The sequence below is a fragment of the Novosphingobium resinovorum genome, assembly GCF_027922145.1.
Lineage (GTDB): Bacteria > Pseudomonadota > Alphaproteobacteria > Sphingomonadales > Sphingomonadaceae > Novosphingobium > Novosphingobium resinovorum.
Genome location: NZ_BSFC01000022.1, coordinates 1 through 26026, shown reverse-complemented (window position 1 = coordinate 26026; position 26026 = coordinate 1). Strand labels below are relative to the sequence as shown.

At 60.7% G+C, this 26026-nt stretch carries 29 protein-coding genes and 1 pseudogene; 18 read left to right on the top strand and 12 right to left on the bottom strand.

All coding sequences use genetic code 11. The annotated features are described in order from the left end of the window. The first annotated feature begins 117 nt into the window (after nt 1-117). Entirely contained in the window at nt 118-312 is a 195-nt protein-coding gene (locus PKE80_RS14885; RefSeq protein WP_271183184.1) for a hypothetical protein, read from the top strand. A 4-nt stretch (nt 313-316) separates the two neighbouring features. On the opposite strand, the gene PKE80_RS14880 is transcribed toward PKE80_RS14885, so the two are convergent. The 3 genes from PKE80_RS14880 to PKE80_RS14870 form a co-directional block, all read right to left on the bottom strand. Next, nucleotides 317-781, bottom strand: coding sequence for a hypothetical protein (locus PKE80_RS14880; protein ID WP_271183183.1), 465 nt, complete (start codon nt 779-781; stop codon nt 317-319). 387 nt (nt 782-1168) lie between these two features. After that, entirely contained in the window at nt 1169-1459 is a 291-nt protein-coding gene (locus tag PKE80_RS14875; RefSeq protein ID WP_271183182.1) for a hypothetical protein, read from the bottom strand. A gap of 82 nt (nt 1460-1541) precedes the next feature. Continuing rightward, nucleotides 1542-3305, bottom strand: coding sequence for a chloride channel protein (locus tag PKE80_RS14870; protein ID WP_271183181.1), 1764 nt, complete (start codon nt 3303-3305; stop codon nt 1542-1544). Between the two features lie 76 nt (nt 3306-3381). Between PKE80_RS14870 and PKE80_RS14865 the strand changes: the two genes are divergently transcribed. The 4 genes from PKE80_RS14865 to PKE80_RS14850 all read left to right on the top strand — a co-directional run bounded on the left by PKE80_RS14865 (nt 3382) and on the right by PKE80_RS14850 (nt 4972). Further along, nucleotides 3382-3789, top strand: coding sequence for a MarR family winged helix-turn-helix transcriptional regulator (locus tag PKE80_RS14865; RefSeq protein WP_271183180.1), 408 nt, complete (start codon nt 3382-3384; stop codon nt 3787-3789). A 233-nt stretch (nt 3790-4022) separates the two neighbouring features. Then, nucleotides 4023-4298 carry a hypothetical protein gene (locus PKE80_RS14860; protein ID WP_271183179.1) on the top strand — a complete coding sequence of 92 codons (276 nt, stop codon included), beginning with the start codon at nt 4023-4025 and terminating at the stop codon, nt 4296-4298. Nucleotides 4299-4393: 95 nt separating this feature from the next. Continuing rightward, the gene (locus tag PKE80_RS14855; RefSeq protein ID WP_271183178.1) at nt 4394-4699 is read left to right on the top strand and encodes a hypothetical protein; all 306 of its coding nucleotides are present in this window, start codon (nt 4394-4396) and stop codon (nt 4697-4699) included. A gap of 63 nt (nt 4700-4762) precedes the next feature. Then, a complete protein-coding gene (locus tag PKE80_RS14850) occupies nt 4763-4972 on the top strand; it encodes a DUF4168 domain-containing protein (RefSeq protein WP_370425111.1) in 210 nt (69 codons plus the stop codon). Between the two features lie 230 nt (nt 4973-5202). Here the strand turns inward: PKE80_RS14850 and PKE80_RS14845 are convergent, their stop codons facing one another. After that, complete coding sequence (locus PKE80_RS14845; RefSeq protein WP_271183177.1) at nt 5203-6093, bottom strand: GGDEF domain-containing protein; 891 nt, start codon at nt 6091-6093, stop codon at nt 5203-5205. Nucleotides 6094-6632: 539 nt separating this feature from the next. On the opposite strand from PKE80_RS14845, the gene PKE80_RS14840 reads away from it, so the two are divergent. Both PKE80_RS14840 and PKE80_RS14835 read left to right on the top strand, forming a co-directional pair. Then, a complete protein-coding gene (locus PKE80_RS14840) occupies nt 6633-6827 on the top strand; it encodes a hypothetical protein (RefSeq protein WP_271183176.1) in 195 nt (64 codons plus the stop codon). Nucleotides 6828-7513: 686 nt separating this feature from the next. Continuing rightward, the gene (locus PKE80_RS14835) at nt 7514-9526 is read left to right on the top strand and encodes a hybrid sensor histidine kinase/response regulator (protein ID WP_271183175.1); all 2013 of its coding nucleotides are present in this window, start codon (nt 7514-7516) and stop codon (nt 9524-9526) included. A 54-nt stretch (nt 9527-9580) separates the two neighbouring features. Here PKE80_RS14835 and PKE80_RS14830 read toward each other — a convergent pair whose 3' ends face one another. Both PKE80_RS14830 and PKE80_RS14825 read right to left on the bottom strand, forming a co-directional pair. Then, nucleotides 9581-9970, bottom strand: a complete 390-nt coding sequence (locus PKE80_RS14830; RefSeq protein WP_271183174.1) for a type II toxin-antitoxin system VapC family toxin — start codon at nt 9968-9970, stop codon at nt 9581-9583. Then, nucleotides 9967-10212 (bottom strand): AbrB/MazE/SpoVT family DNA-binding domain-containing protein, encoded by a 246-nt coding sequence (locus tag PKE80_RS14825; protein ID WP_271183173.1) that lies wholly within the window; start codon nt 10210-10212, stop codon nt 9967-9969. Before PKE80_RS14825 ends, PKE80_RS14830 begins: the two co-directional genes overlap by 4 nt. 168 nt (nt 10213-10380) lie before the next feature. Between PKE80_RS14825 and PKE80_RS25260 the strand changes: the two genes are divergently transcribed. Continuing rightward, entirely contained in the window at nt 10381-10587 is a 207-nt protein-coding gene (locus PKE80_RS25260; RefSeq protein ID WP_309298991.1) for a site-specific integrase, read from the top strand. Between the two features lie 97 nt (nt 10588-10684). On the opposite strand, the gene PKE80_RS14815 is transcribed toward PKE80_RS25260, so the two are convergent. After that, nucleotides 10685-13216 (bottom strand): putative bifunctional diguanylate cyclase/phosphodiesterase, encoded by a 2532-nt coding sequence (locus tag PKE80_RS14815; RefSeq protein WP_271183172.1) that lies wholly within the window; start codon nt 13214-13216, stop codon nt 10685-10687. Nucleotides 13217-13482: 266 nt separating this feature from the next. Here PKE80_RS14815 and PKE80_RS14810 point away from each other — a divergent pair, with 266 nt between their 5' ends. After that, nucleotides 13483-14814 (top strand): nucleotidyltransferase domain-containing protein, encoded by a 1332-nt coding sequence (locus tag PKE80_RS14810; RefSeq protein ID WP_271183171.1) that lies wholly within the window; start codon nt 13483-13485, stop codon nt 14812-14814. 373 nt (nt 14815-15187) lie between these two features. Here the strand turns inward: PKE80_RS14810 and PKE80_RS14805 are convergent, their stop codons facing one another. Further along, complete coding sequence (locus PKE80_RS14805) at nt 15188-15949, bottom strand: hypothetical protein (protein WP_271183170.1); 762 nt, start codon at nt 15947-15949, stop codon at nt 15188-15190. Beyond that, nucleotides 15873-16100: an SHOCT domain-containing protein gene (locus PKE80_RS25340; protein ID WP_370425104.1), complete on the bottom strand. Its 228-nt coding sequence runs from the start codon at nt 16098-16100 to the stop codon at nt 15873-15875. Before PKE80_RS25340 ends, PKE80_RS14805 begins: the two co-directional genes overlap by 77 nt. 428 nt (nt 16101-16528) lie before the next feature. Between PKE80_RS25340 and PKE80_RS14800 the strand changes: the two genes are divergently transcribed. Both PKE80_RS14800 and PKE80_RS14795 read left to right on the top strand, forming a co-directional pair. Next, complete coding sequence (locus PKE80_RS14800; protein WP_271183169.1) at nt 16529-16762, top strand: hypothetical protein; 234 nt, start codon at nt 16529-16531, stop codon at nt 16760-16762. Next, complete coding sequence (locus tag PKE80_RS14795; protein ID WP_271183168.1) at nt 16759-17115, top strand: hypothetical protein; 357 nt, start codon at nt 16759-16761, stop codon at nt 17113-17115. The genes PKE80_RS14800 and PKE80_RS14795 overlap by 4 nt, the downstream gene beginning before the upstream one ends. Nucleotides 17116-17329: 214 nt before the next feature. On the opposite strand, the gene PKE80_RS14790 is transcribed toward PKE80_RS14795, so the two are convergent. Then, entirely contained in the window at nt 17330-17647 is a 318-nt protein-coding gene (locus PKE80_RS14790) for an integration host factor subunit alpha (protein ID WP_271183167.1), read from the bottom strand. Between the two features lie 346 nt (nt 17648-17993). Here PKE80_RS14790 and PKE80_RS14785 point away from each other — a divergent pair, with 346 nt between their 5' ends. The 5 genes from PKE80_RS14785 to PKE80_RS14765 all read left to right on the top strand — a co-directional run bounded on the left by PKE80_RS14785 (nt 17994) and on the right by PKE80_RS14765 (nt 22463). Next, the gene (locus tag PKE80_RS14785) at nt 17994-18278 is read left to right on the top strand and encodes a helix-turn-helix domain-containing protein (protein WP_309298990.1); all 285 of its coding nucleotides are present in this window, start codon (nt 17994-17996) and stop codon (nt 18276-18278) included. An 812-nt stretch (nt 18279-19090) separates the two neighbouring features. Then, the gene (locus PKE80_RS14780; protein WP_271183165.1) at nt 19091-19540 is read left to right on the top strand and encodes a DUF736 domain-containing protein; all 450 of its coding nucleotides are present in this window, start codon (nt 19091-19093) and stop codon (nt 19538-19540) included. A 75-nt stretch (nt 19541-19615) separates the two neighbouring features. Beyond that, nucleotides 19616-20764, top strand: a complete 1149-nt coding sequence (locus PKE80_RS14775) for a DUF2493 domain-containing protein (protein ID WP_271183164.1) — start codon at nt 19616-19618, stop codon at nt 20762-20764. Nucleotides 20765-21238: 474 nt separating this feature from the next. After that, the gene (locus PKE80_RS14770; protein ID WP_271183163.1) at nt 21239-21916 is read left to right on the top strand and encodes a hypothetical protein; all 678 of its coding nucleotides are present in this window, start codon (nt 21239-21241) and stop codon (nt 21914-21916) included. 241 nt (nt 21917-22157) lie between these two features. Beyond that, nucleotides 22158-22463, top strand: coding sequence for a hypothetical protein (locus tag PKE80_RS14765; protein ID WP_271183162.1), 306 nt, complete (start codon nt 22158-22160; stop codon nt 22461-22463). A gap of 219 nt (nt 22464-22682) precedes the next feature. On the opposite strand, the gene PKE80_RS14760 is transcribed toward PKE80_RS14765, so the two are convergent. After that, complete coding sequence (locus tag PKE80_RS14760) at nt 22683-22907, bottom strand: hypothetical protein (RefSeq protein ID WP_271183161.1); 225 nt, start codon at nt 22905-22907, stop codon at nt 22683-22685. 461 nt (nt 22908-23368) lie between these two features. Between PKE80_RS14760 and PKE80_RS14755 the strand changes: the two genes are divergently transcribed. Beyond that, nucleotides 23369-24541: a tyrosine-type recombinase/integrase gene (locus PKE80_RS14755; protein WP_271183160.1), complete on the top strand. Its 1173-nt coding sequence runs from the start codon at nt 23369-23371 to the stop codon at nt 24539-24541. After that, on the top strand, nt 24538-25749 hold the full coding sequence (locus PKE80_RS14750; protein ID WP_271183159.1) for a site-specific integrase: 1212 nt from the start codon (nt 24538-24540) through the stop codon (nt 25747-25749). Before PKE80_RS14755 ends, PKE80_RS14750 begins: the two co-directional genes overlap by 4 nt. Before the next feature lie 79 nt (nt 25750-25828). On the opposite strand, the pseudogene PKE80_RS14745 reads toward PKE80_RS14750, so the two are convergent. Beyond that, a pseudogene (locus PKE80_RS14745) lies at nt 25829-26026 on the bottom strand (hypothetical protein); the annotation flags it as partial.

Genomic DNA, 26026 nt, shown 5'->3' with positions numbered 1-26026 from the left:
CACTGGCCTGGTTTTACTCCGCCCCGTGGCCGACTTTTGCGCCGCCGTTGACACTGCATAGCTCGTTCACCGCATCCGCGCACATCACCCGAAGGACATCACCCGAAGGACCAACCTATGATTATCTCGTCTCTCTCAGCTCGCCGCCGCCATCTCACCTCGTTCGAGAAATGCTATGCCGTCGCCTGTCAGCTTCGCGACACCACCGGCGCCGACCAGTTCGTCGTGCGCACCGACAACCCCCTGCAACCTTGCCGCGTCTCGCGGCATCAGCCGATCAAGCCGGAAAGCATCCTTGCGCTCGTAGCCTGAGCGCTCAATTCCAGACCTCCTGATCCGCCACCAGTTCGGCAGGCGTCTTGCCGTCGACCAGATTACGTGCCGAAACATGCAGCACTTCCGCCCCCGATTCCCGGACGGCCCGAGCCATGTAGGCGCGACGGTTCGCCAGGATCGCGAGCCAGCGCATATCCTTCACGGTTTCCTTCAGATCCCGTTCGCAGGTCAGATACCATAGCTTCATCTGAAGTGGGTTCTTGTCCTTGAGGATTTCCTCAAAGGCCACATAGCCCTCGCCATAGCGCACGCCCCTTCGCACGTCGTTCCACAGGTCGTAATAGGCATCGGCCATTTCGCGGCTCGCGAAATACCCGGCATCCAGGCTCTCACCCATAAGGGCTCCCGCCAGCAGCCGGCGAACAGGTCGAAGTTCGACATCGTTCATCGCGTCGATCAGTGGCAGATCGTAATTGTACCCCTCCAGTACGTCCTTCATCTTCATAGGTTGTCCTCCTTCGGTGAGACCTATGAAAGCGTTAGAACATTTCACGAACGCATCAGTCAAGCGCCAGGCGGATATGAATATTTGCATTTCCGAATGTCATGCGACGTCAGAGTCGTCAGGTTTGGAAACAGCCCCGGATTTGTGGTAAGCGTCGCCATCGTCCCCGGCGTCGCAATCCACTCACCTGAACGCAGGCTTCCTACTTGCCGACGAGTGCGCTGATAAGCTGCCGAACCTTTCGGCGTCGCTGCGCCGGCTCTATAATTCCGGGGAACGCTTCTTTTCGCATGCGCCGGATCAACACGCGTAGCACGGCTCTATTTGGCCGTCGCCGAGCGCCTACAGTCTCGAGAAGCGCGGGATAGGTCCAGCATCGCAGTGCCATCACTTGTCGTCCCGTTCAAAAAGGCTTGTGCGCGGCTCGTGGTTTCGGGTTGAAAACCACAGGATGGCTGTCCCCAGTAGACCGTACACGACGCTCAGCTTGACAAACCCGCTGTGGGTCAGGCCGCTCAGAGCAATGGCCGCCAGCAGTAGCAGCGTAAGGAGCGCAGCCCAGCGCTGATGGTGCAAGCGGATCGCCAGGCGTGATGCCAGCCAACACCCCAGTCCGGCGACCAGCAGGCTTCCCAAAACGAGGCCGATAGCCTCAAATATGGTGCCAATGAGATACATGGATCGCCTCCAGTCTACCCCCCGCATCCTCTCCATCCTCCAATATATCGCTATGCGATATATATTCAACCCCCAACGCTTCCTATTGGCGGATATGCCGAGTCCGCTCCGTCTCACCGGCACGCACCTTGTGGCGGGCCTTAAGCAAATCCTGGCGAGAGAGAATGCCGACCACTGTTCGGGTCTCACGCTCCACAATTGGGATGCGGCCAACGCCGGATTGAACGATCAGGTCGGCAACGATACCGCTCGGACTATCCGGGAAGGCAGTCGGCTGCGACGCGTCCGACATGTTTTCGGCCAGCAGGGTCTCGCGATCGCAGCCTTCCACTTCCCATCGCAGCACGTCGCTACGAGAGACCAGGCCAAGCAGGCGTCCGGTCTGATCCGTGACAGGATAGCTCCTGTGACGCGCCTCCTTTTCGAAGAAGGTAATGACCTCGCCCACCGGCCAATCGCCTGCCAGCGTCTCTGGCTCGGCGGTCATCAAATCCCTGACCTGCAGCAGGTCCAGGGCATCGACGCTGTATTCCTGAAGGATATGGCGCCCACGCCGGGCGATCTTCTCCGTCAGGATCGAGCGGCGCATCAACAGGACGCTGACGGCATAGGCGGCGACTGCGGCCGCGATACAGAATGGCAGCGCGGCGAACTGTCCCGTCAGTTCGGCCGCGAATAGCGCGCCGGTCAGGGGCGCGCGCATGGCGCCGCTCATGATACCCGCCATGCCGATCATCGCCCAAAAGCCCGGATCGCCGGGTAGGAACTGGCCGGCAAGGCAACCCAGCGCCCCGCCGAGGATCAACAGCGGCGCCAGCACGCCGCCGGAAGTTCCCGAGCCCAGCGCGATCAGCCAGACAAGCGCCTTTACCACCAGCAGGATGACGATGGCCCTCATTTCGAGGCTGTCGCCCAGCAAGGCATGAATGTTGCCGTAGCCGGCGCCAAGCACGCGAGGTTCGATCAGAGCGCCTATTCCGACCGCGATCGCGCCGATCGCGGGCCACCACATCCAGTGCAGTGGTAGACGATGGAAGCCATCCTCGATCCGGTACAATGCTTTTGACAGCAACGCTGCTTCCAGTCCTAACAGGAGACCAAGACCAAGCGCATAAACCAGCGACCAGGATCCGACCGGCAATGGCAGATCGGCTGCGAACATCGGCCCGTCGCCGATCAGCCGCGGCCGGCATGCGAAAGACATGAGGACCGCGAGAACGACCGGCACGAAGCTGCGCGGCTTCCACTCGAACAGCAACACTTCGATGGCCAGCAATATAGCGGCAAGCGGCGTCCCGAAAATGGCGGTCATGCCCGCCGCGGCGCCCGCTACGAGCAACGTCTTGCGCTCCGCAGCGCTCAGGTGGAAGCATTGAGCAAACAGCGAACCGATCGCGCCTCCTGTCATGATGATCGGCCCTTCAGCGCCAAACGGCCCGCCGCTCCCGATGGAGATCGCGGACGACACGGGTTTGAGAACCGCCACCTTCATTGACAGTCGGCTTTCACCGAACAGGATTGTCTCGATCGCCTCCGGTATGCCATGCCCGCGTATCTTCTCTGATCCGAAGCGGGCCATTAACCCCACGATCAGACTGCCGATGATGGGAATGATAAGCACACTCGCGCCGACGGCGTTGTCTGCCATATCGGCTTCAGCAAACGACAGCCTGCCAAACCAGAACAGATTTGTCGCCAACGCGATCAGCTTCAGGAGAATCCATGCCCCCACTGCACCGCCGCCGCCGACGAGCAGCGCCATGGCGGCCAGCATGACCATACGCCGGTCCGCGCTATGATCGCCCAGCCTGACGGCCTCGGCGGAAGCGGGGGCTTCCCGAATCATACGAAATCCCTCTTTGTTGAATTACTCTGGCCATTATATCGCGTCACGATACAATTCAATATGAAGGCAATATGGAATGGAAGCGCCTCAGCTGACCGACAACGATTACGCGGCGCTCGCAGAGCTGCGCTTCGCCCTGCGAGAATTTCAGGCTTTCAGCGACGATCAGGCAGCGCAGATGGGGCTGACCCCCCAGCAGCATCAGGCACTCCTCGCCTTGCGCGCCGCGCCAACCGCAGACGCTACGGTAGGGTTCATCGCTCGCCGCCTGTTATTGAAGCCGCACAGCGCGACAGGTCTGGTCGATCGGTTGGAGAAGCAGGGTCTTGTCACCCGGCACACAGGCGAGGTCGACAAGCGCCGGGCGCAATTGCGGCTGACCGTCGATGCCCTCAGGATCCTGGCAGAACTCTCGCATGTCCACCGGGACGAGATTAAGCGGCTTCGACCGCTTCTCAATCAGATGCTGGACCGTTTCGCCTGAGAGATTTGCCGAATGGTCTCCCGGCGGCCTGAAACCCCACCGCAGCCGCCGGGAGTGCGCCTACCGACGGGTCGTCCTGCAGGCTCGGCGCCGCCATAGGGGGGGCGGATAGAAATGGCGAACGCGATGGGACGCAGCGTTGGCTGCCAACGACGAACGGGCATATTTTGCCCTGCGAGCAAAAGTGACCGGAACCTGCTTGGCCTTTGAAAGATCGAGTGATACTCTACTGCATGACCGGATCGATCATCGAGCGAGCCGCACGTGCCCTCGCGCAGTCCGCGAGCGGGCATGATGACTGGGAAACCCTGGATCCCCAGCATCAGGATGCAATCATGCGCGACGTGCGCGCGGTATTCCACGCCATCCAAGAACCTACTGACGCCATGGCTCTCGCCGGAGCGGAAGTGATCCGCAATGTCGGCACTGCCGAACTGGCCAGCGGTCACAAGGGTGACGCCGCGAGCACTTGGCGATTCATGATCGCCGCGGCGATGGACGAGCGATGAAAGCGTCCGCCAACTAGAACTGAAGCGAGCGGCAACCGTACCGACCGTGCTCTTGCTGGTCGGTATGCAGATCGTCGCCCGCTGGGAGGAACGGTGTGAAAGCAATACACGGCAGCATCGACGGCCCCTTTGCAATCGAGGAGGATATCGCCCTGTACGGCACCATTGCTGGCGATGCGACGCTGCTCAGCGGTATCCGATTCATCCTGCATGGCACGATCGCGGGTACGCTGACGGTGGAAAGGGGATCACGGGCCATCATCCATGGCACCATCGCTGGTCGCATTGTCAATGACGGCGGCCGAGTAGAACTATTTGGCATGGCGGACGCCATCGCCAACAGCTCGCGAGACGCGATCACGGTCATCGATCCGCGGGCCCATGTCAGGGGCCGGGACTGACTCCATCGACAGCATTGGTCGGTTTCGGGATCATCTCACCTCATACTGAGCACTGCGGGTCCATTGAACGGTTGGATTCCGCCTCCCGCGCACCAAAGGCCACAAGCCAAATCGGATACCGACAAGCAGGCGAAGATGGCTCAGGCGGTGCAGCAGGAAGGACTTTCGCCTGAACGGTTCAACGAGGTGGCTTCAGCTGCCCGGGCGGATCCGGCGCTGCAGCAGAGCATCCAGGCGGTAGCAGCAAAGGTTCAGGGAACCGGCACACCGTAACACCTAGGCTCAACTGCGCGGACGTGTGAACAACGCTAAAGCGGGTGCTGGCCCGGTAATTCGATTTGCGGTGGGGACCACGCCGGGCCAGCGATGGAACAAGACTGCTTCCTGCTCTGGTATCAACCATTTGGCAATAAAAATTAATAAATAGTTAATTACCATGCAGAGGGAGTTCGCCGCGCTCCTTCGCAGGAGGCCGATTTCATTCTGGCCGTCAACTCGCATCTTCAAGCAGGCGCACTCGGATAATTCCTAGCTGCGTCGACGTGCGCTATCTGAAGACCGTCTTTTCCGGATCGCTTGACCCGGTACATGGCCTGATCGGCGACGTCCAACAATTCAGCGGCGCTGCGAAATGACCGGGGCGGGACGAGAAGCACGCCCATGCTGCACGTCACGGGATGCTGCGTGGTCTCAAGCGCTCTCGAAAGCCGCGCATGTAAAATGCGCGCGAAGCGCTCGCCTTCCTCGGCGGAGCGGGTGGCGACAAGGAAAGCGAATTCATCGCCCCCAATTCTGCCGAACACGTCCTCGGGACGAAGCATCGCCAAGGCCCTCTTGCCAAGAACATGCAGCACGGTGTCACCAGCTGCGTGCCCGTGAATGTTGTTCAATGTCTTGAAATCATCGAGATCGAGGATCGCAAGCACCAGCGTGTCCCCGCCGCGCGCGCCTGAATTGAGCAACATATGCGCCCTCTCGTGGAAAGCTTGCTTATTGAGCGCGCCGGTCAGGCGATCGCGTTGCGCGAGATAATGTTCGCGATCAAATGATCGACGGAAGCTGATGACGATTACCGCGACCAAAAGATAGGTAGCGATGGGCACCGCAGACCGGACACAGAGAATCGAAAGCGGGTGATGGGGTTCGTCGCTGAGGTGCGGCACGACGGCGACGACGGCAGTTACAAGCGCCACGAAAAACCCCGGACGTGGACCGAGCGTCCAGCACGCGGCGCACACAAGGGGAATGTAGAGCGATGTCAAACCGAGAAGACGAAGCCGATTATCCGCTATCGCCAGAGCGGCAAGCGCGATTACAATGGCAAACCACGCACGGCCCCTCGGCAGCGCGTCTAGACGAGCGGCCAGGCGGCCGACAGGTAGATGGCTGTTCATGTTCGTCCTACTCGATCAGTTTCCCCGTCATCCCCTTGCGTCCAGCCGGACCCCTCGCCGCCACCTTCTGGCGGTTCCGCCGGCTATCGAACGCCTGCGAAAACCCGAGTTTGCCAAACGCTGGCACCACTGACCGGACGGATCGGTTTCCCGTCTTCCCGCGGTCGGCAATGTGCGAACGCTTTCCCTCGATGCCCGGATACGCCATTTTGGACCCGGTGACATGATTTGCGTAGGCCGAACTTATTAAGAAATCCAACCTCGCCGCCTCACGAGGAGCGTTGGCGATGCGGCGACGTTCGACAATGGATTACGAGGGGTAGTTGAACGTGCAGACATCCCATGCATCGTGCAAACACCTCTACCCCTACGAAGGAAATGGTAGTCACCGCCGACTTTGGGAAGCATCTGCCTGGTCTGCTGATGGCCTGCATGCTTGTTTGGAATGCGCGATCACCGGATTTCAAGATTGTAATTCGCGGCGGTAAGATTCGCAGCGTATTTAATACCATGCACTGCTTTTCGTGGGAGATGCGACGTTGAAGCTGGAAGATCATCTCAGGGGCACGACGGAAAACGATATTGAGATGGCGTTGGCATCTGGTCCGGTTGGACGCTGGCCACAGGATGAGGGGGAGCTACTCGCTCTCTTCAATCTGATCCTCGACTGGAAGATCGGGGTCATCGACGCGGATGCGGGCGTGCTTCAAGTGCCAGCCCAAGCGATCTCGTGAGGGGATATCAGCCCAATTTGCAGCCGGATTTGCGCACTTGTGGCGCCATTGGCAAAGTGCGTGGCAGCGTTCCTTACGGTCCAACGCATCAAACGATATGTTCGGGCATGTCGCATGCGTGGAACTTGTCCCGCCCCGACTGCCACGGGAACGACGCAGCAGTTTTCCCCCTCAGTAATTGGAAGGCGGATCACTCGCCGGGAAACTTTCGTCGATAGCCTCGTCCGTGCGGCTCCACGACTGTGGAGGAGAGGTCATGTTCTCAGGACCAGCATCACGAACCGGCGGGCGGTCATTGCTGGTTATCCTGAATTTCGAACCTGCGTATCTGTAAAGAGCAACCCCCACCGTGCCGATGACCGCTAGTCTCAAGAGTCCCATCATAATATTGTCCTTCGCGAGCTCTGATGGGCAACGCACGGCCTTTCGATCGGTTTCGCGGCAAAGGATGGGCTAGCCCTATCCACTCAGATATCAGTCTTTGACATGGTCTGGCCCATGCTTAAAAGAGACGGCACGTCAGAGCGGTCGATGCCCTATTATCTCGCCGACACGAATGGTCGGAAGGCTTTGCACGACGGAAGCGGATCTGACCGTGATCGGTGTTCGCATAACGTGCGAGGGTCAAGGCCGAGGAAAAATGCATGCCCTTTGTGCATTTACAAAGCCGGAGGGCCCGAGCGTCCATGAGCCACGATAAACCACGTTCGATCGATGGCGCCCTGGCGCGGGCGGTCATCGACAGCGCCGGTGATTTTGCGATCATCACGACCGATCTGACTGGGATCATAACCAGCTGGAATTCCGGCGCGGAGAAGCTTCTCGGTTGGTCAGGCGAACACGCCCTTGGCATGGCCATTCGTCTCATCTTTACGCCTGAAGATTCTGCCGCCGGTGCCGTGACAGACGAGATGAAGCGTGCTCTCGCCGAGGGGCGCGCCGTCGATGAGCGATGGCACATGCGTAAAGATGGCTCCCGTTTCTGGGCGTCAGGTCTCCTGATGCCGTTGCACGATGACGGCCAATGCGAGGTTCACGGCTTCGTCAAGATGATGCGCGACCGAACCGCAGAACGCGCCGCCGATCGACGCTTCAGCGCAATGACCGCAGCACTTCCCGGTTTCGTGTTCATCGCCGACTCCGACGGTAACTTTGTTGAAACCAACGCGCTTTTTCAAACGTATTGCGGTCGTCCTGCCGCCGATCTGGCAGGGCTTGGCTGGATCGCCAGTGTCCATCTGGATGATCGAGGGAGAGCCATCGAGCTTTGGGATGACGCGGTCACCGGCGGGGGCATTTTTGAGGGGCGCCTGCGTTTCCGGCGACATGATGGCGAATATCGCTGCTTTGCGTGCCGCGGTGTGCCAGAGCACGATGAACAAGCTCGGGTGGTCCGCTGGATCGGCACCTGTATGGACGTGGAAAATGAAGCGCGGGCGCGCACTGCTTTGGAACGCCTGAACCTTTCGCTTGAACGCCGTGCGACCCAGAGCGATGCTGACCTGGCGACCGCGATTGACGAGTTGCAGGCGGAAATCGCCGAGCGGCGGCAGGCCGAGGCGGCGTTGCGGCAAGCCCAGAAGATGGAAGCACTCGGTCAGCTCACAGGCGGCGTTGCTCACGATTTCAATAACCTCCTGATGATCATCCGCTCCTCTGCCGAACTCCTCCGTCGTCCCGATCTGTCGGAAGAAAAGCATCGCCGCTTTGTCGATGCGATCACTGATACAGCCGATCGGGCGGCAGGGCTAACCCGCCAGCTTCTCGCCTTCGCACGCCGACAGCCTCTTCAGGCCGAACGGTTTGATGCAGCTTTGCGCGTTGATAATTTGACTACGCTTCTGGAAACAACGGTGGGGTCGCGCATCAACCTGCGGATCGACAAACAATCGGCCGATTGCATGGTCGAAGCGGATGCCAACCAGTTCGACACCGCCATTCTCAACATGGTCGTCAATGCGCGGGATGCGATGGGCGGTGAGGGCGAACTGGTGATTACCGTAGACGCGCCCCACGGGATCCCCCAGCGTCGTGGCCATCCGGCGAAATCCGCCGAATATGTCGCCGTCGCGGTAGTCGACACCGGAACCGGAATCGCCCGCGAGGATCTTGCCCGAGTATTCGAACCGTTCTTTACGACCAAGGAAGTAGGGCAGGGAACCGGTCTTGGTCTCTCTCAGCTTTTCGGCTTCGCTAAACAATCGGGAGGGGACGTAACCGTTGAGAGCGAAGTGGGACACGGAACGACCTTCACCCTCTTTTTACCGCGCGTTATGTCGGGGCAGTCCGAGGCCGAGGTATCGCCTCCCAGCGCCGTCATTGAGAACGGGCCCGCCACGGGCTGCGTGTTGGTCGTTGAGGACAATCAGACAGTCGGGGAGTTCGCAGCGCAGCTCCTGGCAGAGCTGGGCTATGACACGACTTGGGCGTCCAACGGGCAGGCCGCTCTCGACCTGATCCGGGAAGCGCCTGAACGGTTTGATCTGGTGTTCTCGGACGTCGTCATGCCGGGGATGACGGGGATAGAATTAGGGCAGCATCTGCGGAAGGAAAATCCAGACCTACCCGTCATTCTGACCAGCGGCTACAGTGACGCCCTTGCCCGCGAGGGAGCGCAAGGGTTTCCGTTGCTGCAAAAGCCCTATTCGGTCGATGCACTCTCCCGCATCCTCCGCAATATGACGGCAAGCTTGAAATGAGCTGCGAGGGCGGCGGGTGCCGTGCATATCGGTTTCTGTATCGATCGTATGAGATCAGCGGATTTGCACAACTTTAAGGCCGGCGTCGCCGGCTACCCGATTCCAATGGGTATCGCTGGTCCAGGCTGGCAGACCATCGCGCTGGGCAAGGGCCAGACAGTAGCGATCACCGAGCGACAGGCCGGCGCTGGCGGTTACCGCACGCAGCCGGCCGGCAATCCGCGAGGTGGCGTGGTCGGCGGGGACAATCTTGATCGGCAGCGGATCGAGCATCGCGTCGATCGCGGTGGTGGGCATTCCGAGATAGGCAAAATGGCTGACCACCTCGGCGTAGTTTACCGCCGACATGCGCGCCGCCCCGATCGCCTTGGAAACCTTGGCCGCGCCCTTCTCTTCTTTCAGCATGGCGATCAGGGCAGAGGCATCGAGAACGAATTCGCTCATTCGCCGCTGTCCTCGCGGCGCCGCGCCAGGAAGCCGCCGACACCGGCCTCGGGATGGCCGCCGGTGTATTGCTTGGCTAGAGCCTGCGCACGTGCCACAGCCTGGGCTGCGGTGCGCAGGACCACACCGTCCTCGGTTTCTTCCAGGAATACCGCGCCGCCGCTCGTGAGGCCAAGCCGCTTGCGTACGTCTGCCGGCAGGCTCATGCGCCCATTAGGCGTGATATTGACTTGTAGCGTCATGCTATCCTCGCTTGAATGACGATCACAGGACTAAGCTTATAGCGCATTGGTCAGGAAAATGCCATGTGCATCGACTTGTGTCGCGAAATGCAGCGAGTGGCATGAAAGGGCGAGTAGGGAAATTTCACGGTTCTATGGAATGGCCCGCCCCAGCCCAGCCTGTCAGCGATGATCGTCGCGATCGAGGGCGAGGATCTACGAGCGCTGCGCGACCGCGCCCCCCTCCCGATCGGCATGACCGGCGCGCTGCACCGCTCGGAACTGGTGGCGATCCAGCAGGTTGACTGCGGCGTTGCTAGCGGCCCTGTTCAGAAGTCTGAAGACCATTTCGATTTCCCTCATGTTGCACGGTCATGGGTGCATGAAATAGGTTAACGAGGTGTCCAGGCCATTTATTCAATGGGGATGAATGGCTCGGGAACTGCTTCTGGCACCTGACGCCTGCTTGCGATCCATCTGAATTATGAATGGCTCAAACAACCCTGCTGCTGCGGGGATGGTGCGGCTCGCCCGCGCCATTGTCCGGAGCGCAGGCGGCAAGGACGGCTTGTGTATCCCAGTCGGCGATTACCTGTTTCACCTGAGCCGCCGCCATCGGTCGCCCGAAAAAATATCCCTGCCCGAAATCGCATTGCTTCACGACAAGATACTTGAGTTGCTGGGGCGTCTCGATTCCTTCCGCTACCGTGTGAATGCCAAGGTTTCGCGCCAGGTCGAGCACAGCTCCAACGATCGCAGCATCCTGCGTATCCGCCATGCCCAGCCTGGAGACGAATGAGCGGTCGATCTTGATTACGTCTACGGGAAATTGCTTAAGATGGGTCAGGGACGCATACCCGGTGCCGAAGTCATCGAGCGCGACCGTGACCCCCTCCTGCGACAGAATATTCAGGGCATCGCTCACCTTCTCGGCAAGCTGCCCAAGGAACACACTTTCCGTCACTTCGAGTTCCAGCAACCAGGGCCGCAGCTCTGCGCGCCGCAACCGGTCCAGAATACGCTGCGCAAAATCCCCTCGCCTGAAATCTCCTGCGGATCCGTTGATGGCAATGCGGCCAAACGACGTGCCGGAGCTTGTCCAACCGCGCATGTCCGCGATAACCCTATCGAGCATGCGTTCCGTGATCTGAACGGAAAGATCCGCATCCCCGAGCGCCGCCCCGATCGCGGCCGGCGACCGCAGGCCATGTGCGTCATGCCATCGTAGCAGCGCCTCGAAGCCGACACAGGCGCCGGTTCGCAGGCATACCTTTGGCTGATAGAAAGGCACGATGCGGTCGTCGTGCAAAGCCGAGCGCGCATCCGCCAGCATTTTCTTCTCTCGCTCCGCAGCCGTGCGCAGTTCTCCCCGGAACACGCATATGCGGCCAGCCCCCTCCCGTTTGGCATCATAGAGGGCGAGATCGGCGCTCCGGAGCAATTCTTCGGAAATAGCGCCGTCCTGGAACGCTACCGCCACGCCGACGCTGAGACTGACATCGATCTGCCGCCCCTCATAGGACATCGGCTCTCCTATGGGAGCGAGCAGTTTGGCAACGGCTTTTTCCGTGTCTTCTCCGGCAGACCAGTCGGGTAGAATGATCCCGAATTCGTCCCCGCCAAGCCTCGCTACGGTGCCCGGCGCTTGTACCGCCCGCGTCAGCCTGGCAGCGACTTCGCTCAACAGGGCGTCGCCGCCGTGATGCCCCAAGCTGTCGTTCACCGCCTTGAAGAGATCCAGGTCGAGCACGATCAGTCCGAACGCACTTTGCTGCCGAGCCGCCTCTTCCAAGGCACTCTCAAGTTCGGCTGCAAACATTTCGCGGTTCGGTAACCGCGTAAGGGAATCGTGCAGCGCTGCCCAGCGCAGCCCATCCTCATAATACTTTTGAACCGTAAAATCCTGCAACGAGCCGACGACGCGGGTCGCGCGCCCTTCCGTGTCGCGTACCACATACGCTTTCAGGATAAGATGCAGATACGCACCGCCTCCGGACAGGAAGCGGAATTGCTCGGTCCAGAAGGTCTTGCCAGAACCCTCGAGATCCTCAATCTGCAGAAGCACTCTGGGGCGATCCTCGGGATGAAGCCGCTCCACCCACCACGCGGCGGACGTTGCCGCGGCCGCATCCGGATAGCCTAATATCCCCATCGAGGCGCTGGATAGATTTAATCGCCCTTCCTCCAGTGCAACGTCCCAGATGATATCGTTCGCCGCAAGAGAGGCGAGACGATAGCGTTCCTCGCTGCGCTGAAGGGCCGACTGCGTATGCACGATCTGCCGGAATGCCGCGTGGCTGGTCGCAAGCGACCGCAAAATGACAAACGCAGCAAGCATAAAGGTCAGCCCGATCGCAATCCGGTACAAATCGCCGGAAACCAGAAACTGCAGCGTGACGGGCATCGCACCGAAGAGGAGTACGAGCCATCCCGCGACGGGCAGAGCCTGCAGGCAATAGCAGCAGCTGATCGAGCCGACGAAAATATACAACGCGATCGCGGTGCCGCGCACGGGCTCGACGTCATGGAGCAAAAGCAGACCCCAGCCCCCGAATGCCGCACTGAGTACCGCTGAGGCCGCTATCGTTCCATAAAGATGACGGCGGATCTGGCGTGCAGTCAGTTGCTTCGATCGCCGCGATATCCAAACCATTGCACGGCCGGCGATAGCCGTACACAGGACAGAGGGTATGATCAGGCCATAAAGAGAACGCACGTCGCCATGCGTTACGATACCCAGGAATGCCGCGTTGATCAGCATCAACGCATACATCAGCGGTATTTGCCCTCGCAGGTGCGCGTGTTGTTCCCGCAGCGTCACATCTGAGGCTTGGGCTATTTCCTTCAGCGGATTGTCAGGCAGTCGAAACATCATTGTCTGGATCGCTAATCCTAACTTCGGCCAGTGAATATATCTATCCGGATCAAACCCGGATTTTTGTTTTAACATACCTATTGCATGACGGATCGCCGGGTGGCGCGGAAAATTACAGGGCAATAGCGGCGGAGGCGATATTTCCGACATTGGTCGCCAGGAGGTACACTGGAGGCATACTCATTTGCGTATTTTAACTATTCATTAAGATTTCGGAGCGCGGGTTCTGACCGCGAGCGAGATACAGTCTTGCTCCACGCCGGCCCGGTGGGACCGCCGGACCCCCTGTTCAACAATCCTGCCGGGCTGGCGCTTGACCGATACGGCTCAGGGACGCCTCTCCTCTTGCCCCGCATCGCTGTTTCTGGTCCGACGAAAGCGCGGTCTGTCGATCCTTCCCGAAAGGGACACCAATAATGCTTTCATTCCCCCGCGGGGCCGTGATCGGCGGTGTTCCCGTCACGACGCTCAAGGCGATTCTGAGGTCTATCGATAGCACCGGCAGCTTCACGAGCGCCATCCAGCTGCGTTCCTCCGGTGTCTGCCGCTGCGATAACGCCATTGCTGTCGATGTCGCCATCCAGACTGGTCTCGTCGATCCCTGTGGACGGACCCTGACGGATCTCGGTCATGCCGTCCTCGGATCGACAAGCAAGGCGCGTCTTTCTCGCGCCAAAGCGACCATTCTGCTGAACGGCCTTCTCGATTCCGCCGCCGGCTACAACGCTAACCCCGACCATACCCACCAGATCGACGAAATCTGGCTGTTCGGAAGTCACGCCAGAAGCGCCGAAACCGTCGGAGATATCGACCTCGCGATCCGTTGGAGTCGCAAGGCCCAAATCACTATGGCCGACGCCGATGCCCGCACCCGCGCCCGTTACGGTGAACTTTATTCAGGCCGGATGGAGATCTGGGACATGACCAGGCGTCTACAGGACCGTGACCTGTTCGGCCAACGCCGAAACGCCGCATTCGCCGTCACCAGAGACCTCAGTTTGCTGATCGCGATGGCGGAACCCTGCATGAAAGTCTTCGACCTCGCCAATGGCATCATCGCGGCACCCGCTCTCCTCGACAAACATCCCGAAGCAACCGTCCGGCAAGATGGCATGCGGCCACGCGTAACAGCGCTCGATCGCGACCGGCTACTCGCCTTGCGACCCACCCCCCGGCCTCTCCCCGCGAACTGGCCCTGCACCTACAACGGCGTGTGGTTGCCCTCCCCACTGAGTTTCGCACTCAGCCCTACGACCAGCGCTCACTACCATGTCGCCAGGCTCGCGCGGGCCTTCGACCTTTCCGCAAATCGCGATCTGCGCGTCTATAGCCGCTACGACGAAATCGCCCTGCGCAGCAAGGGATTGCCCGCCCTGCCCGATATCTTTGACGGGCACACCGTCGCCCTCCTCTCGACCCCACACAAATGCCTCGCACTCCAGCGCCGGATCGAACCGGGCGGCCCGGGGGTCCTGGTCTACAACCTCTCGCTGTCCGACCATGTGATGCAAGGTGGGCCCAACCGAAAAATGGTCGCGAGCGAGCAGACCGCATACGACGACATCATCGGCTACTATCTCGCTGCCCTCGTCTACGCGGATACCCTGTACGTCCGGACTCTTTCCTCCGACGACGTGACCATTCATTTCTTTACTGGCATGGCCGAACACAAGGCCATTGAAGCCCGCATGCGCTATTGGACCGATCACCTAGTCAAAGGTACGCCCCCGGCGAACGGCTCCTCGTGAGCACGGCGCGCATTTCGAGGTCATCCGCTGCCAATTGCCCGCCATTTTTTCGACTTGCGGCGATAAATCTCACGGCCACAGCCCGGGCATCTTCCAACATAGTGCTGTCCATCCCACGCAGCCTTGTGCCGGTCGGGTCGATGACGGTTCAGAAGGCATAGTATCGGTTGCAGAATCATCGGTTCACGCCCTTTCGATTTCACGGCATGCCCCGCATTGAGTGCGCTACATCGCCAAAGTCGTGCCGCAGCGCAACATATGCTACCTTCAGCTGTGTCTCCAATAGGGTTATGCCGTGCGTTGTGCTTTTTATCCCTAACCGCACCTAAAGCCGGGACGGTTCAACCGCACCGCGCATCCAAGATGATCACGTTCAATAACGGCATCCATCCTGACCCAGATCACGGCCCATCGTAATATAACCCACGTGCTCCGGGCCTATCGCCGTCAGTACGGGTGCGGGCGGACCCGCGACGCATTGGAACCAATCCGAATCCTGGCCATCATAATCCTCCGGACCAATACCGTGGGCGACACGGATCGACTGTTGCCACAGCTCGCTGGCCCTATCCTGGGCATCGCCGAACCTGCTCTGGTAGAGGACATCGATGAAGTTGTTTGCGTGATAGCCGTTCTGGAAAAGGTCGATCGTGGGGTCGTAGGAATTGCCGCAACTCCAGAGACAGGACGTACGGATAATACCGGACGCGGCACCAAGTTGGGCAAACGTCGTTTCCGACGTGATCGTTCGTGATCCGACTTTGGGCAGGCAACCCTTCTTTACGAACGTCGAAACGCTCGTAATCTCGCTCCCCTTGATGCCGTAGCTAACGTTGCAACCCTGGACTTCAAACGTCCAATCCGTGGACGTCTTTGACTTCGCCGGACCTAGCTTGGATTCTACGAACGATGGGTTGAGGCCAATCACCCCTTCCCTGAAAGCCCAATCCAGCGTCGCGCCCGGCTGAGGATCTGACGCCGCCGCCGGAGCCTCCACGGGGGCCGCCGATCCATCAAATTCAGTAGGCAGCGTATACGCGACGTCGGGGGCGGCGCGATCAGTTTGATTGACGGTCTGACCGGGACTGAGGATGTCGTAGAAATATATCGCAATGCCAGCCAAGACGAACAGCACGAAGGCGATCAGTAGCGGGCGCGCCTTTCGAGCACGCCCCCCCCTCGCCTACACCAAGTAGCTTCGCCTTCTCCCGTTCGAATTCCTCCCAAGAGAGCGCACCATTATCCCGCAGCCGACCAAGCTGCTCCAACTTGTTATAATCTACCATTCTCTCGTGTTGCCCCGTTGCAATATCGGTCGTTTGGCAAAAGGAGGCAGCAATCGCAATGTGCCATGGGAGAAATTGCGACCTCAGGTTGCACCGAGGCGGTCCACGTTTATTCGCCCTCACGCTCCTCGACCGATATCTCGACACGCAACGCGATATTTTCTACTCGCGACACGCGCGATTTTGTGCCCACGTTATCTCTCACTGGCGCATGCCACCGTGTTCGAATAGCTACTGGTGCGCTCGCCATCAGTCGGCGTCGCTCTCAATTCACGATACACGATAGCAGTTCATATTATCAGTAACCCGTGAGCCACGACTCCGTGCGTTTAATCTAGCCTTGTTGGTCGCAGAATACTTCAAAGATATTCAGGCGACCCATGGGCCCCTGCCCATAATATCAGATCATGACATTGAAGGAGCTATCGATGCTGAAACAGCTGTTGGATCGCCCCCTATGGACGCCATGGATTTCCATCCTGGCCATACTCATCGTTAACTTCACCATCGTGACAATCGTCGGGAACTTGGTTGAGCTGCCCCTACGGACATGGCAAACCTGGTCAGTCGTCGCGATAATCGCATGGGCGTTGGTAGGCACCGCAATCAATCTTGCCTCGGTCAGCGCCCACGACCCTTATCAAGACGAGGAAGAGGCATGAAAACTGCCCTCCCCCTCGCCCGACTGTTCAGCGTGGTGCCTATGGCCTTGATCGTCGCGCCCACTCGCGCATCGGGCATATTCCAACTTCGCCTCGCTGATGCGCCGCCCCTCGCCCGATCTGAGCGCTGGCGCCGCTTCGCCTTGCTCAACTGGCACCGGCCGCTCCTTCTTGGTCTCGGCGCCTACATCATCAGCGCCTATTTGTCCGAGTGCGCGCCCTGGATGCTGCTCTACGCGCTCTGCATCGCAGGCATCCCCGTAGCCGCCTACGGCCCCCGACGAGCGGGATGGGCTCTGTTCGCCGCCCTCGCCGCTTCGCTCGTCTATGCGCGTGTCTTCATGGAAAACTGACCGATCGCTGCGCGATCGCTCCTGCAGAAAGGATCAACACCATGGAACCTCTGCGGCACCTCGATCGAGACACCCGCCGCGCCCGTCTCCTGGCGGCACGAACACGCCCCGTTGGGGGCATCAACCGTCGCGGGATCTTCACCGGCCATTGGGACCGCGGTGACCTCGTTCGACAATTTCGCGACGGCAACGGATCGTGGCTCGGTCTCGCTACCTACCGTGCGGAAGATCCCGCCACCTGATCACGAAGCCCCTGGCTCGGCCTGAACGTCACTACGCGCCGCGCCGAAACAATCGCCTCTTCCCCGGTCTTCGGATTGCGGCCGATCCGCTCCGGCTTGTCGTTCAACAGGAACGTCCCGAAATTCGAAATCTTCACGTTCTCGCCCGACGCCAGCGCATCAGACATCCGCTCGAGGATCTGCTCTACCAAGTGAAGCGCGTCGTTCCTGGACAAGCCGACCGCTCGATGCAGCGCATCCGCCAGGTCCGCGCGCGTCAGCGTGCCCACGTCTTGCCTTGCCGGCGTCATACTACCCCTATCCGCTGCCGATCGCTCGCCACGACTTTGGTTTCAAGCGATATATCTCGCGGCCGCACGCCGTACAATGAGCAACGTAATGCAAGCCGTCCCACTGCGTCTTGTGTCGGTCGGGTGTATGGCGATTGAAAATACACAGGATCGGTTGAAGCATCACCGGTTCACGCATCCTTTGATTGATGGCATGTCCCCACAGCTACGCCCTTCGACGAGGCCATTTCGCAGTGCAACATACATCACCTTCAGCCGTGTCGCCAACGGGTTGGACTGCAAAAGTGATACGCCGGCGAATAGCTGCGCTGCAGGAACGTCCGGGCAATGACTCTACGTTACGTGTATGAAAGAGCCTGGGACAATGGATGTGCAGCACTTACGTTTGGATCAGCCGTCGCCCCTGAAGCGGAATCTCGCCGCAAGGCTTAGCTATCACTGCGCCTCGAGGAAAATGACAAAGACCGCGCTTTCGGAACGCTCCGGCATAGCGGCGTCTCATATCTCACTGATTAGCCGAGCAAAAGCGAATCCAACCCTCCTCACACTTGAACATCTTGCGGATGCACTGGGCGTCTCCGTGATCGAGATGCTGACGCCGATGGAGGGTGGCTCGTCCGCACCCCCATGAAGTTCGGGGTCATCTCGCCTGCGGCGAGACCGGGCTCTAGTCGCCTGCGGCTCCCGGAGCCTCTGCGGGTCTCCGCCCTGCGGGTTACGATCCCTTGCCCGGGGCGCCCTGCCCTCACCGTCAGCGGGCCTGTAACGAGCCTCATAGACCGAGCGTCCCGCTGGGGAGCCCCTTCCCTCCCGTCTAGCCTCTCACGACGCTCTTGACCCACGCACGGCGCAGTAGCCTGCGGCTGTTGTCGTCCCCTTCGGGGCCGGTTCCCTTGTCTATGCCGTGAACCGGCGAGGACGCCGGCTCCCGGCACCAACCTCGCGCCAGGTCATTCACCACACACTGCGCCACCCCCGCCAGGGTCCCTGGCGTCGCACACCGGGTTGCTCAATCAAAAGCTGCCTCCAACCAAGCTGCGCTAGCCAATCCGCGCTGGCTGGCTTTTGTCTGCTTGTCGCAGACAGCCAGCGCGGATCGGCAAGCTCCGCTAGGTCGCAGCGCGACGTCTTTTGATCGAGCGATCCCCGGCGTGCCACTTGGGACACAGGCGAAGGTGGCTCCGTGTGCGGTGAATGACAACCGACCCCTTTGCGCTCTGTTGGTCAGTAATGACGGCCCTGTCGGGCCGACGTTTCTTTGTAATGTCGCTACCGCGCCAACTATTTAGGCTCAGATTCACCATGTACGGTAAATAGCTATCAAGAAATCAATGCAGTTCAGTATTTAGAGTTTAGGGAGTAGAATTAGTATGTCGGAAGGGAAGGGGAGACGCCCCGGACCAAAGACAAGGGGACAGGCCCCGCAATATAGGAGTAATAGCTATGAACATCGGTTCTTTCGCCCTCAAGAACGGCCAGCTCATCGGTTCGATCGCAACCCTGACCGTCGACCTTGCCCGCCTTGGCCTTCGCCCCGTCGAAAGCACGAACGAGAAGGCCCCCGCGTTCGAGATCATGGCGCTTAACGTCGGCCGCAAGTGGGTGCAGGTCGGCGCGCTTTGGGAGGCGACCAGCAATTCGACCGGCGAGGTTTTCTATCAGGGCAGCCTCGACGATCCCAGCCTGCCCGAGAAGATGGCAATCATGGTCTTTGGTGACGACGAGGACGGCTATCGCGTCGTCTGGAACCGTCCGGCCCCCATGCGCCAGAACATGGACGGCACCCGCCAGACCCGCCGCCGCCAGCGTGACGACAATTTCGGTGAAGGCAACGCAACCGAAGATGGCGGGATCGCCGCCGAGAACGAAGAGGACAACGTACCCGCGTTCTAATCCCCCGACGGGAAGGGAGAGGGATTGCCCCCCTCTCCCGACCCTTTCGCTATCCCCTGCCAAGGATGATTTATCATGACCAAGGAAACGAATAACCAGCGTTATAGCAGCTTTGCCGAACTGGCCAAGGCTATCGGCACCACGCCCGCCGAACTGCGCAAGCAGTACCTCGACAAGGCGATTGCCGACACCATGCGCGGCAAGGATGAAGCCGGAACCGCAGCCACGCCCGACGAGCTGGCGGCACTGGCGCGGGAGGCAGAGATTGCCGACATGATCGCTCAAGATTCCGTGCTCGACAGCTTCACCGAGGCATTCGGCGACGTGAGCGCGCTTTCCATCCTCGAAATGGGAGCCGAGCGGCAGGAACTGGACATGCCCGAAGCCGCCGAGGCGCAGGCAGAATGTCACGCCATCGTGAACACGATCTTTGACCTTTTCCGCGACACCCGCTTAGAGCCGAGCGCGCAGGCAATCGCATGGGGCATCGTCAATTCGTTTCACTACGAAGCCGACAAGCTGGCCCGCGAGGAGGACACGCTTTGCCGTGACCTGAAAAGCCGGATCGAGCAGGACGACCGCAGCGAAATCTATGCAACGGAAATGGAAGATTTGCAGATCCGTGCGCAAACCAAGATGGAACAGCGCGCCGCTATCGAATGCATGCGCGACTATGCGGCCGAGTGCTACCGTTCGCAGACCGGCCGCCCATGGAGCACCGCGCGCGGATCGAGGGTTTCCAGCGCCACCACCGCAAGTCAGATCGCATCGGCCGATTTCCTCAAGGCCCGCGCAACCGCCATGCGCGAGAAGCGCAACCCCACCGGCCCGCTTGTCGTCTTTTCCGGCGGGCAGGAATGGTACGACTATCAGCAGCTTTACGCCCGCCTTGACCAGATCAAGGCCCGCATTCCGAGCATGACCCTTTGCACCACCGGCCAGCGCAAAGGATGCGACGCAATCGCCGCAGCTTGGGCCGCTCAAACTGGCGTGCCGATTGTCACCTTTGCCCCGAACGCGCAGCGCTTCGGAAAGAGCGCCGGTTTCAAGCGCAATGACCAGCTTGTCAGCCTCCGGCCCGTCGAAGCGATCATTTGCCAAGGTACCGGCATTCAGTCGCACTTGCTCGACGAACTGAAGGCCGCAAGCGTTCCGGTTCACGCCTTCCGCTACGATGCACAGGCACCCATGCCCGCCGAAGCCAAGCGGCAGAAATGGGGATGAGATAACAGGGGCGGACCAGCGCCGCCCCTTCCCTTTCCTTGGCAGGAGCATCGGGCCAGCATCGGGGGACTTCCCCGGCGCTGGCCCTTTGTCGTGCCCTTGTGCCAGGTTGGGGGGAAACCCTACGGTTCCCCCCACGCCAGGCTGCCTCGCGCGCCGCCGGTAAGGAGCTGCCGCAGGCCAGACGATCGGGCCCGCGCCGATCGACCTGGCCCCGAGAAATCGAGGGCGGGGGAGCGCGCGCCGGGCATCGAAGCCGGCGCGCGCTGCTGCCGCGAGCATGGTTACACAACCGCGCCAGTCTGCCAGCGCCGCGGCTCACATTTCGGGACAATCGGGACCGCCCTGCCCTGCCCTTTCGGGTGTCATTTCGCCCTTACACCCATTGCGCCTTTTGGCGCCCCCGATCCGTCGCCGGATCGGAACTGGAGAAGAGAGGGAGAGACGAGGCGAGTTTAACGAAGGAGGTTTCCGATGATCACGTTTCGCATCAAGGATGAGGCCGAACCCGATAACCTGCGCCCCGTCATGATCGACGCCCTGCAGATGGGCGCCCTGCGCGAAACCCTCGCCGCATACGGCGAGCGCTACGGCCTCGACCTCATCATCCACGAATACGGCTCGCTCGATGAGCAGGTCTTCGCGTGGGAGGCCCGCACCGCCATGATGCCGATCGCGATGATCGCACGTCACTTCACTTTCGACGTCGACGCGATCGCCCTGATCGAGACCGCCCAATTCCTTGGCCGTCGCATCCGCATCGCCCGCCGCGATGACGAACCCGACATCATTGTGTCGCTCTCGACGAACCCCGATGCGGCACCCGAGATGGAGGTTTCCAACTCGAACGCCTACGCCATCCTCGCCATGCTTGGCCTCGAGACGGATAGCTGCGGCGCGATCAGCATCGAGCAGCTGCGCGGCAGCCTTGCCGATCCCGTCATAACAAGCCGCCTCGATGCCGAGCCGGGACTTGCCCGATACCTGCCGGCGCTCAACGAGATGGCGACCATTTCCTGCCCAGCTTCGCCCTTCAAATGGTCTGGTCATAGCGACCGGCAAAGCCTCTCATCTGGCGCGCGGTCTCGCCTCGCTCGCCTTGGCCTATCGGCCAGGGCTACGCATCGCCGTCCGCGCCACGCCGATAGGTAAAACCACCACACAGTCTTCCCATTGTGACCTTCGGGGCGCGGCCGCGTCAAGGACGGCGGGGCCCCACCATTTTCTTCGGTGGATCGGCATTCCCGCCCCAATCACACCGCAGCGGCCACCAAAGAAAATCGTGACCCCCACCGCCGCTACGCGGCGCGAAAGGCGAGCCTTTCGCGTCCCTGACCCGGCCGCGCCCCGAAGGTCAGACCGTAACTGTCGTTTTGACTAAGGAGTGAGCGTTATGAGCACGTCAGTTACCCTCCCCGAGGACAAGATCGAGTTCATCCCCAAGTCGGATAAGGAGATCCGCATCGAGCGTCGCATCGCCTCGCTCGAAGCTGAAATGGTCCACGCTTGCCGCATCCATGATCGCCGCGACGACTTCCTCGAAATGATCGACTGGACCGCCATGACGATCGACGATCGCGAGACGGTCCACAACCACGCTGACCAGCTCACCTGGAGCATGATCGAGATCGACCACGAGATCCTCATGGCATCCCAAGACCTCTACGCCGAGCACATGGAAAACCCGCTCAACTGGTGAGCCGGAATCGCTACGCACGGGAGGCGCAGCCCCACAGGGCCGCGCTTCCCTTTTTTTGTCTGATGCCGTCCCGACCGCTGCGCGACTCCACCCGGCTCGCTCGCCTTGGCCTGGCGGCGAAGGCTACGCATCGCCGGGGCCCGCCCCTACAGGAATGGCCGCCCGAATGGGCAAGCCCATTCGGGCGGCCATCGGTCGTTTGTTCGGTGGCGAAACGGCTCAGGCTGAAGCCTGAAGCCGCTTCTCCACTTCATCCACGCCCAGCGTCTTCACCGCCGTCATGATCCGCTCAAGTCGATCATGCGGAAGCTTGAACAGCCCCGCCTTCTCGACCGTCCCGATCGCCGCTTCCCGCACCTTCTGCTGATGCGCCTTGCGCCGCTCCAACAGCTTGCGTTCCTCGGCTTCGATCGCGGCCATTTCCGCGTCCAGTGACTTCGCCATTACTCGTACCTTTCGGTCAGGCTGATCGGCTCTGAACCCGGCCACCATAACCGCTCTCACGCCATGCGAAAACCCGCGACGTACTCCCCTACGACAACCCTCCAAAATCGACCCTTCACCAACGGAGAACTCATGCGCCATCTGGCCCATTTCACTCGCGCGAAGCGCTCTATTCCCTCCGGCGTTTCCGCCTCACGGCGGCCCGGTGCCCACCGGAAACCGGAATCATATCCGCACCAGACGAACGCAGGAACAGACCGAGGCTCCAACAACGATATGTCAGCTACAGTAGCACACCCTACGCACCTTACGGTGCAGAAATGGAAAAAAATGCAGTAAAATCAGTAAGCGCGTATGAGAATGGTGCCGACAGTCCGGCCCCTGCCGATGGCTATGTGGTCCCCGTAAATTCGCAGTTTTCCGGGACTCCCGAGCACAGTTCGGCTATAAGCGAAGGCCTTATGGTCCCCCAGCGGCAAAAGCCCGGGCGCCGGGCCTATCTCGACGGTAATTTCGCGCGGCGAAAGCTTCCGCTTCGCGACCATGAATACTGCATCTGGGATACCCAGCTACCGGGCTTCGGCCTGAGGGTCAGGCCTACGGGGAAGTATTACTGGTTCGTGCGCCTGCGCCATCGCGGCAAGCATCGCCGCACCTCGCTTGGCTGCACCAGCGATGTCGATGCCGAGCTTGCCCGCACGCAGGCACGGCGCTTGCTGGCCGAGGTCGCGCTCGACGGCCTGCCCAAGCGGACGGTGGCCAAGGCCACCCCGGTCATGGCGGATTACGTTGATACCTACTGGCCCGACCTTGCGCGTTGCTGGAAGGCCTCCACCGCTTCGCGCAATCTCGGGGCATGGCGGCGCGACCTTGCCCCGGTGTTCGGTTCCATGCGGGTCGCCGATGTTATCCCGGCCGATGTCATGCGCTGGCGCGACGATTGCGCCGGTCAGGGCGAGGCAAGGTTCAACCGCGCGGTTCCGGTGCTGGCCGCCTTGTTCAAATATGCCGAAGCGCTGCATCTGCGTCGCAAGGGTTCCAACCCCTGCCGGGGAACGCCGCGTTACAAGCGCGATCCCTGCGAAAGGTATCTCCTGCCCCTGGAGTTTCGGCGTCTCAGCGCGGCACTGCGAGAGGACGAGCGAACCCATCCGACCGAGGTGGCGGTCATCCGCATGCTGCTTTTCACCGGCGCGCGCGCTAGCGAAATCCGCGATCTCAAATGGGAATGGGTGAAGCCTCCCCATCTTGCGCTTCCCGACAGCAAGACCGGCCCCAAGGTCATCTGGCTCAACAGTCAGGCGCTGGGCGTTCTTGAAGCCCAGCCCCGGCGCGAAGGGTGTCCGTTCGTGTTTCCGAATGTCGGCGGGACCAAACCTGTCGCTCTGGATATATGGTGGTATCAATTCCGGCGTAAATGCGCTCTGCCTGACGTGCGTATCCACGACCTGCGGCACAGCTTCGCTTCCACCGCGATCATGGACGGGGTTCCGCTGGCGACCATCGGCAAGCTGCTGGGTCATCTGCTGACCGAGACAACGGCCAAGTACGCGCATCTTTCTGACGACGTGATAGCCGATGCCGCTTGCCGCGTGTCCGGCGGGCTTGCCCGTAGCATCGGGTTATCGTCATGACCGCGCTAGCTCTCAAGCAGATCGTCGCCGAGGCGCTCGCCGATGTCGGGGTCAATATCGTGCCGCTGCGCCTGCCGCGTGGTAAGCCGAGAACCACCACCTGGCTCGGGGTCGAGCATGGGTTCGGCATTCGCTACTATGCGACCGGGCGCAAGGTCTACATCGTCCAGACCCGTATGGCGGGGCGGCTGCGCACCGTCACTATCGGCTCTGCCGCTGTCATCACCCTGCATCAGGCCACCATGGTCGCGCGGCGGGTGATCGCCTATGCACAGGTCGGTCTCGATCCTGCCACCGACCGCCAGCGCATCCGCTCGGCGCCGCGCTTCGACGACTTCCTCGCCGAATACTGGCGGCGCTGTGCGCCGCAATGGAAGGCGTCCACGCTCGTCACGCATGACACCTACCGCCGCCTTTACCTGGACAAGGCTTTCGTAGGGATTTTCATCGACGCCCTCAATGAGGCCGATGTGACCAAATGGTTTGCCAGCCTCAACAACGAGATCGGGCCGGGCGGCGCCAATCGGGTCATGTCCATCCTCAACAGCATGCTGAACAAGGCCGAGGCGTGGGGTTATCGGCTTGAGAATACCAATCCGTGCCGGGTTGTACGTCTCAACCGCAAGCGCAAGTGCGAGCGCTTCCTTAGCCACGCGGAACTGGGGAGGCTGGGCAAAGTGCTGACCGAGGCACGGGCGGGAGAGCACGCCGTCAGGGCGAACGCGGCAACGGCGGTGACGCTATTGTTGCTGACGGGGTGCCGGGTGGGAGAGGTCACCAGCTTGCAATGGCGGGACGTGCGTGGAAATCGGCTCAAGCTGCGGGACAGCAAGACCGGGCCGCGCACCGTGTGGCTGGGGGATGAAGCACGGGCGCTGATCGCGGGCCTGTCGAGGATCAGGGGCGTTCCGTGGCTGTTCTGGAATGCAAAGCTGGAAAAGCCGATGTTGGACATATCCTGGCACTGGCACCTATTGCGAGACGATGCGTGCCTGCCGGGGGTGCGGATGCATGACTTGCGGCACACCTTCGCCAGCCATGCGGCGATGAACAAGGAAACGCTACCGATGATCGGGCGCTTGCTGGGGCATTCCAATCCGCAATCCACTGCCCGCTATGCGCATCTTGACGATGAGCACATTCTTGACGCTGCCGAGCAGATCGGCGCGGCGATCGAGCGGATGATGCGAATAGATTGTCGGCCGTGAACAATGCGATGTTCGTTTCGGCGACGGGTAGATTGCGTCCGACGTGCCGTGAGGGGTTTATCGAACTGGTACGCTGCTTTCAGGCAGCGCCCATTTTGGGCAGGACTGGGGATAGCCAGGCGGCGATGAGGGCGCGCAAAAGCACAGTCAGCCATGCGACGAGCAACCTCAGATTGTGCTCCGCGGCGACCAGGATGGCGTTGATGGCATCGCCGGTGGCTCCGGCGAGGTGATTGCGCTCGAGCAGGCCATCGGACTTGGTGTGACCGATGATCGG

Bases quoted from the DNA above. Each gene is read 5' to 3' on its own strand.
- PKE80_RS14885 (WP_271183184.1), top strand. From the start codon at position 118: ATGATTATCTCGTCTCTCTCAGCTCGCCGCCGCCATCTCACCTCGTTC.
- PKE80_RS14880 (WP_271183183.1), bottom strand. From the start codon at position 781: ATGAAGATGAAGGACGTACTGGAGGGGTACAATTACGATCTGCCACTG.
- PKE80_RS14875 (WP_271183182.1), bottom strand. From the start codon at position 1,459: ATGTATCTCATTGGCACCATATTTGAGGCTATCGGCCTCGTTTTGGGA.
- PKE80_RS14870 (WP_271183181.1), bottom strand. From the start codon at position 3,305: ATGATTCGGGAAGCCCCCGCTTCCGCCGAGGCCGTCAGGCTGGGCGAT.
- PKE80_RS14865 (WP_271183180.1), top strand. From the start codon at position 3,382: ATGGAAGCGCCTCAGCTGACCGACAACGATTACGCGGCGCTCGCAGAG.
- PKE80_RS14860 (WP_271183179.1), top strand. From the start codon at position 4,023: ATGACCGGATCGATCATCGAGCGAGCCGCACGTGCCCTCGCGCAGTCC.
- PKE80_RS14845 (WP_271183177.1), bottom strand. From the start codon at position 6,093: ATGAACAGCCATCTACCTGTCGGCCGCCTGGCCGCTCGTCTAGACGCG.
- PKE80_RS14835 (WP_271183175.1), top strand. From the start codon at position 7,514: ATGAGCCACGATAAACCACGTTCGATCGATGGCGCCCTGGCGCGGGCG.
- PKE80_RS14830 (WP_271183174.1), bottom strand. From the start codon at position 9,970: ATGAGCGAATTCGTTCTCGATGCCTCTGCCCTGATCGCCATGCTGAAA.
- PKE80_RS14825 (WP_271183173.1), bottom strand. From the start codon at position 10,212: ATGACGCTACAAGTCAATATCACGCCTAATGGGCGCATGAGCCTGCCG.
- PKE80_RS25260 (WP_309298991.1), top strand. From the start codon at position 10,381: ATGATCGTCGCGATCGAGGGCGAGGATCTACGAGCGCTGCGCGACCGC.
- PKE80_RS14815 (WP_271183172.1), bottom strand. From the start codon at position 13,216: ATGTCGGAAATATCGCCTCCGCCGCTATTGCCCTGTAATTTTCCGCGC.
- PKE80_RS14810 (WP_271183171.1), top strand. From the start codon at position 13,483: ATGCTTTCATTCCCCCGCGGGGCCGTGATCGGCGGTGTTCCCGTCACG.
- PKE80_RS25340 (WP_370425104.1), bottom strand. From the start codon at position 16,100: ATGGTAGATTATAACAAGTTGGAGCAGCTTGGTCGGCTGCGGGATAAT.
- PKE80_RS14800 (WP_271183169.1), top strand. From the start codon at position 16,529: ATGCTGAAACAGCTGTTGGATCGCCCCCTATGGACGCCATGGATTTCC.
- PKE80_RS14795 (WP_271183168.1), top strand. From the start codon at position 16,759: ATGAAAACTGCCCTCCCCCTCGCCCGACTGTTCAGCGTGGTGCCTATG.
- PKE80_RS14790 (WP_271183167.1), bottom strand. From the start codon at position 17,647: ATGACGCCGGCAAGGCAAGACGTGGGCACGCTGACGCGCGCGGACCTG.
- PKE80_RS14785 (WP_309298990.1), top strand. From the start codon at position 17,994: ATGAAAGAGCCTGGGACAATGGATGTGCAGCACTTACGTTTGGATCAG.
- PKE80_RS14780 (WP_271183165.1), top strand. From the start codon at position 19,091: ATGAACATCGGTTCTTTCGCCCTCAAGAACGGCCAGCTCATCGGTTCG.
- PKE80_RS14775 (WP_271183164.1), top strand. From the start codon at position 19,616: ATGACCAAGGAAACGAATAACCAGCGTTATAGCAGCTTTGCCGAACTG.
- PKE80_RS14770 (WP_271183163.1), top strand. From the start codon at position 21,239: ATGATCACGTTTCGCATCAAGGATGAGGCCGAACCCGATAACCTGCGC.
- PKE80_RS14765 (WP_271183162.1), top strand. From the start codon at position 22,158: ATGAGCACGTCAGTTACCCTCCCCGAGGACAAGATCGAGTTCATCCCC.
- PKE80_RS14760 (WP_271183161.1), bottom strand. From the start codon at position 22,907: ATGGCGAAGTCACTGGACGCGGAAATGGCCGCGATCGAAGCCGAGGAA.
- PKE80_RS14755 (WP_271183160.1), top strand. From the start codon at position 23,369: ATGGTCCCCCAGCGGCAAAAGCCCGGGCGCCGGGCCTATCTCGACGGT.
- PKE80_RS14750 (WP_271183159.1), top strand. From the start codon at position 24,538: ATGACCGCGCTAGCTCTCAAGCAGATCGTCGCCGAGGCGCTCGCCGAT.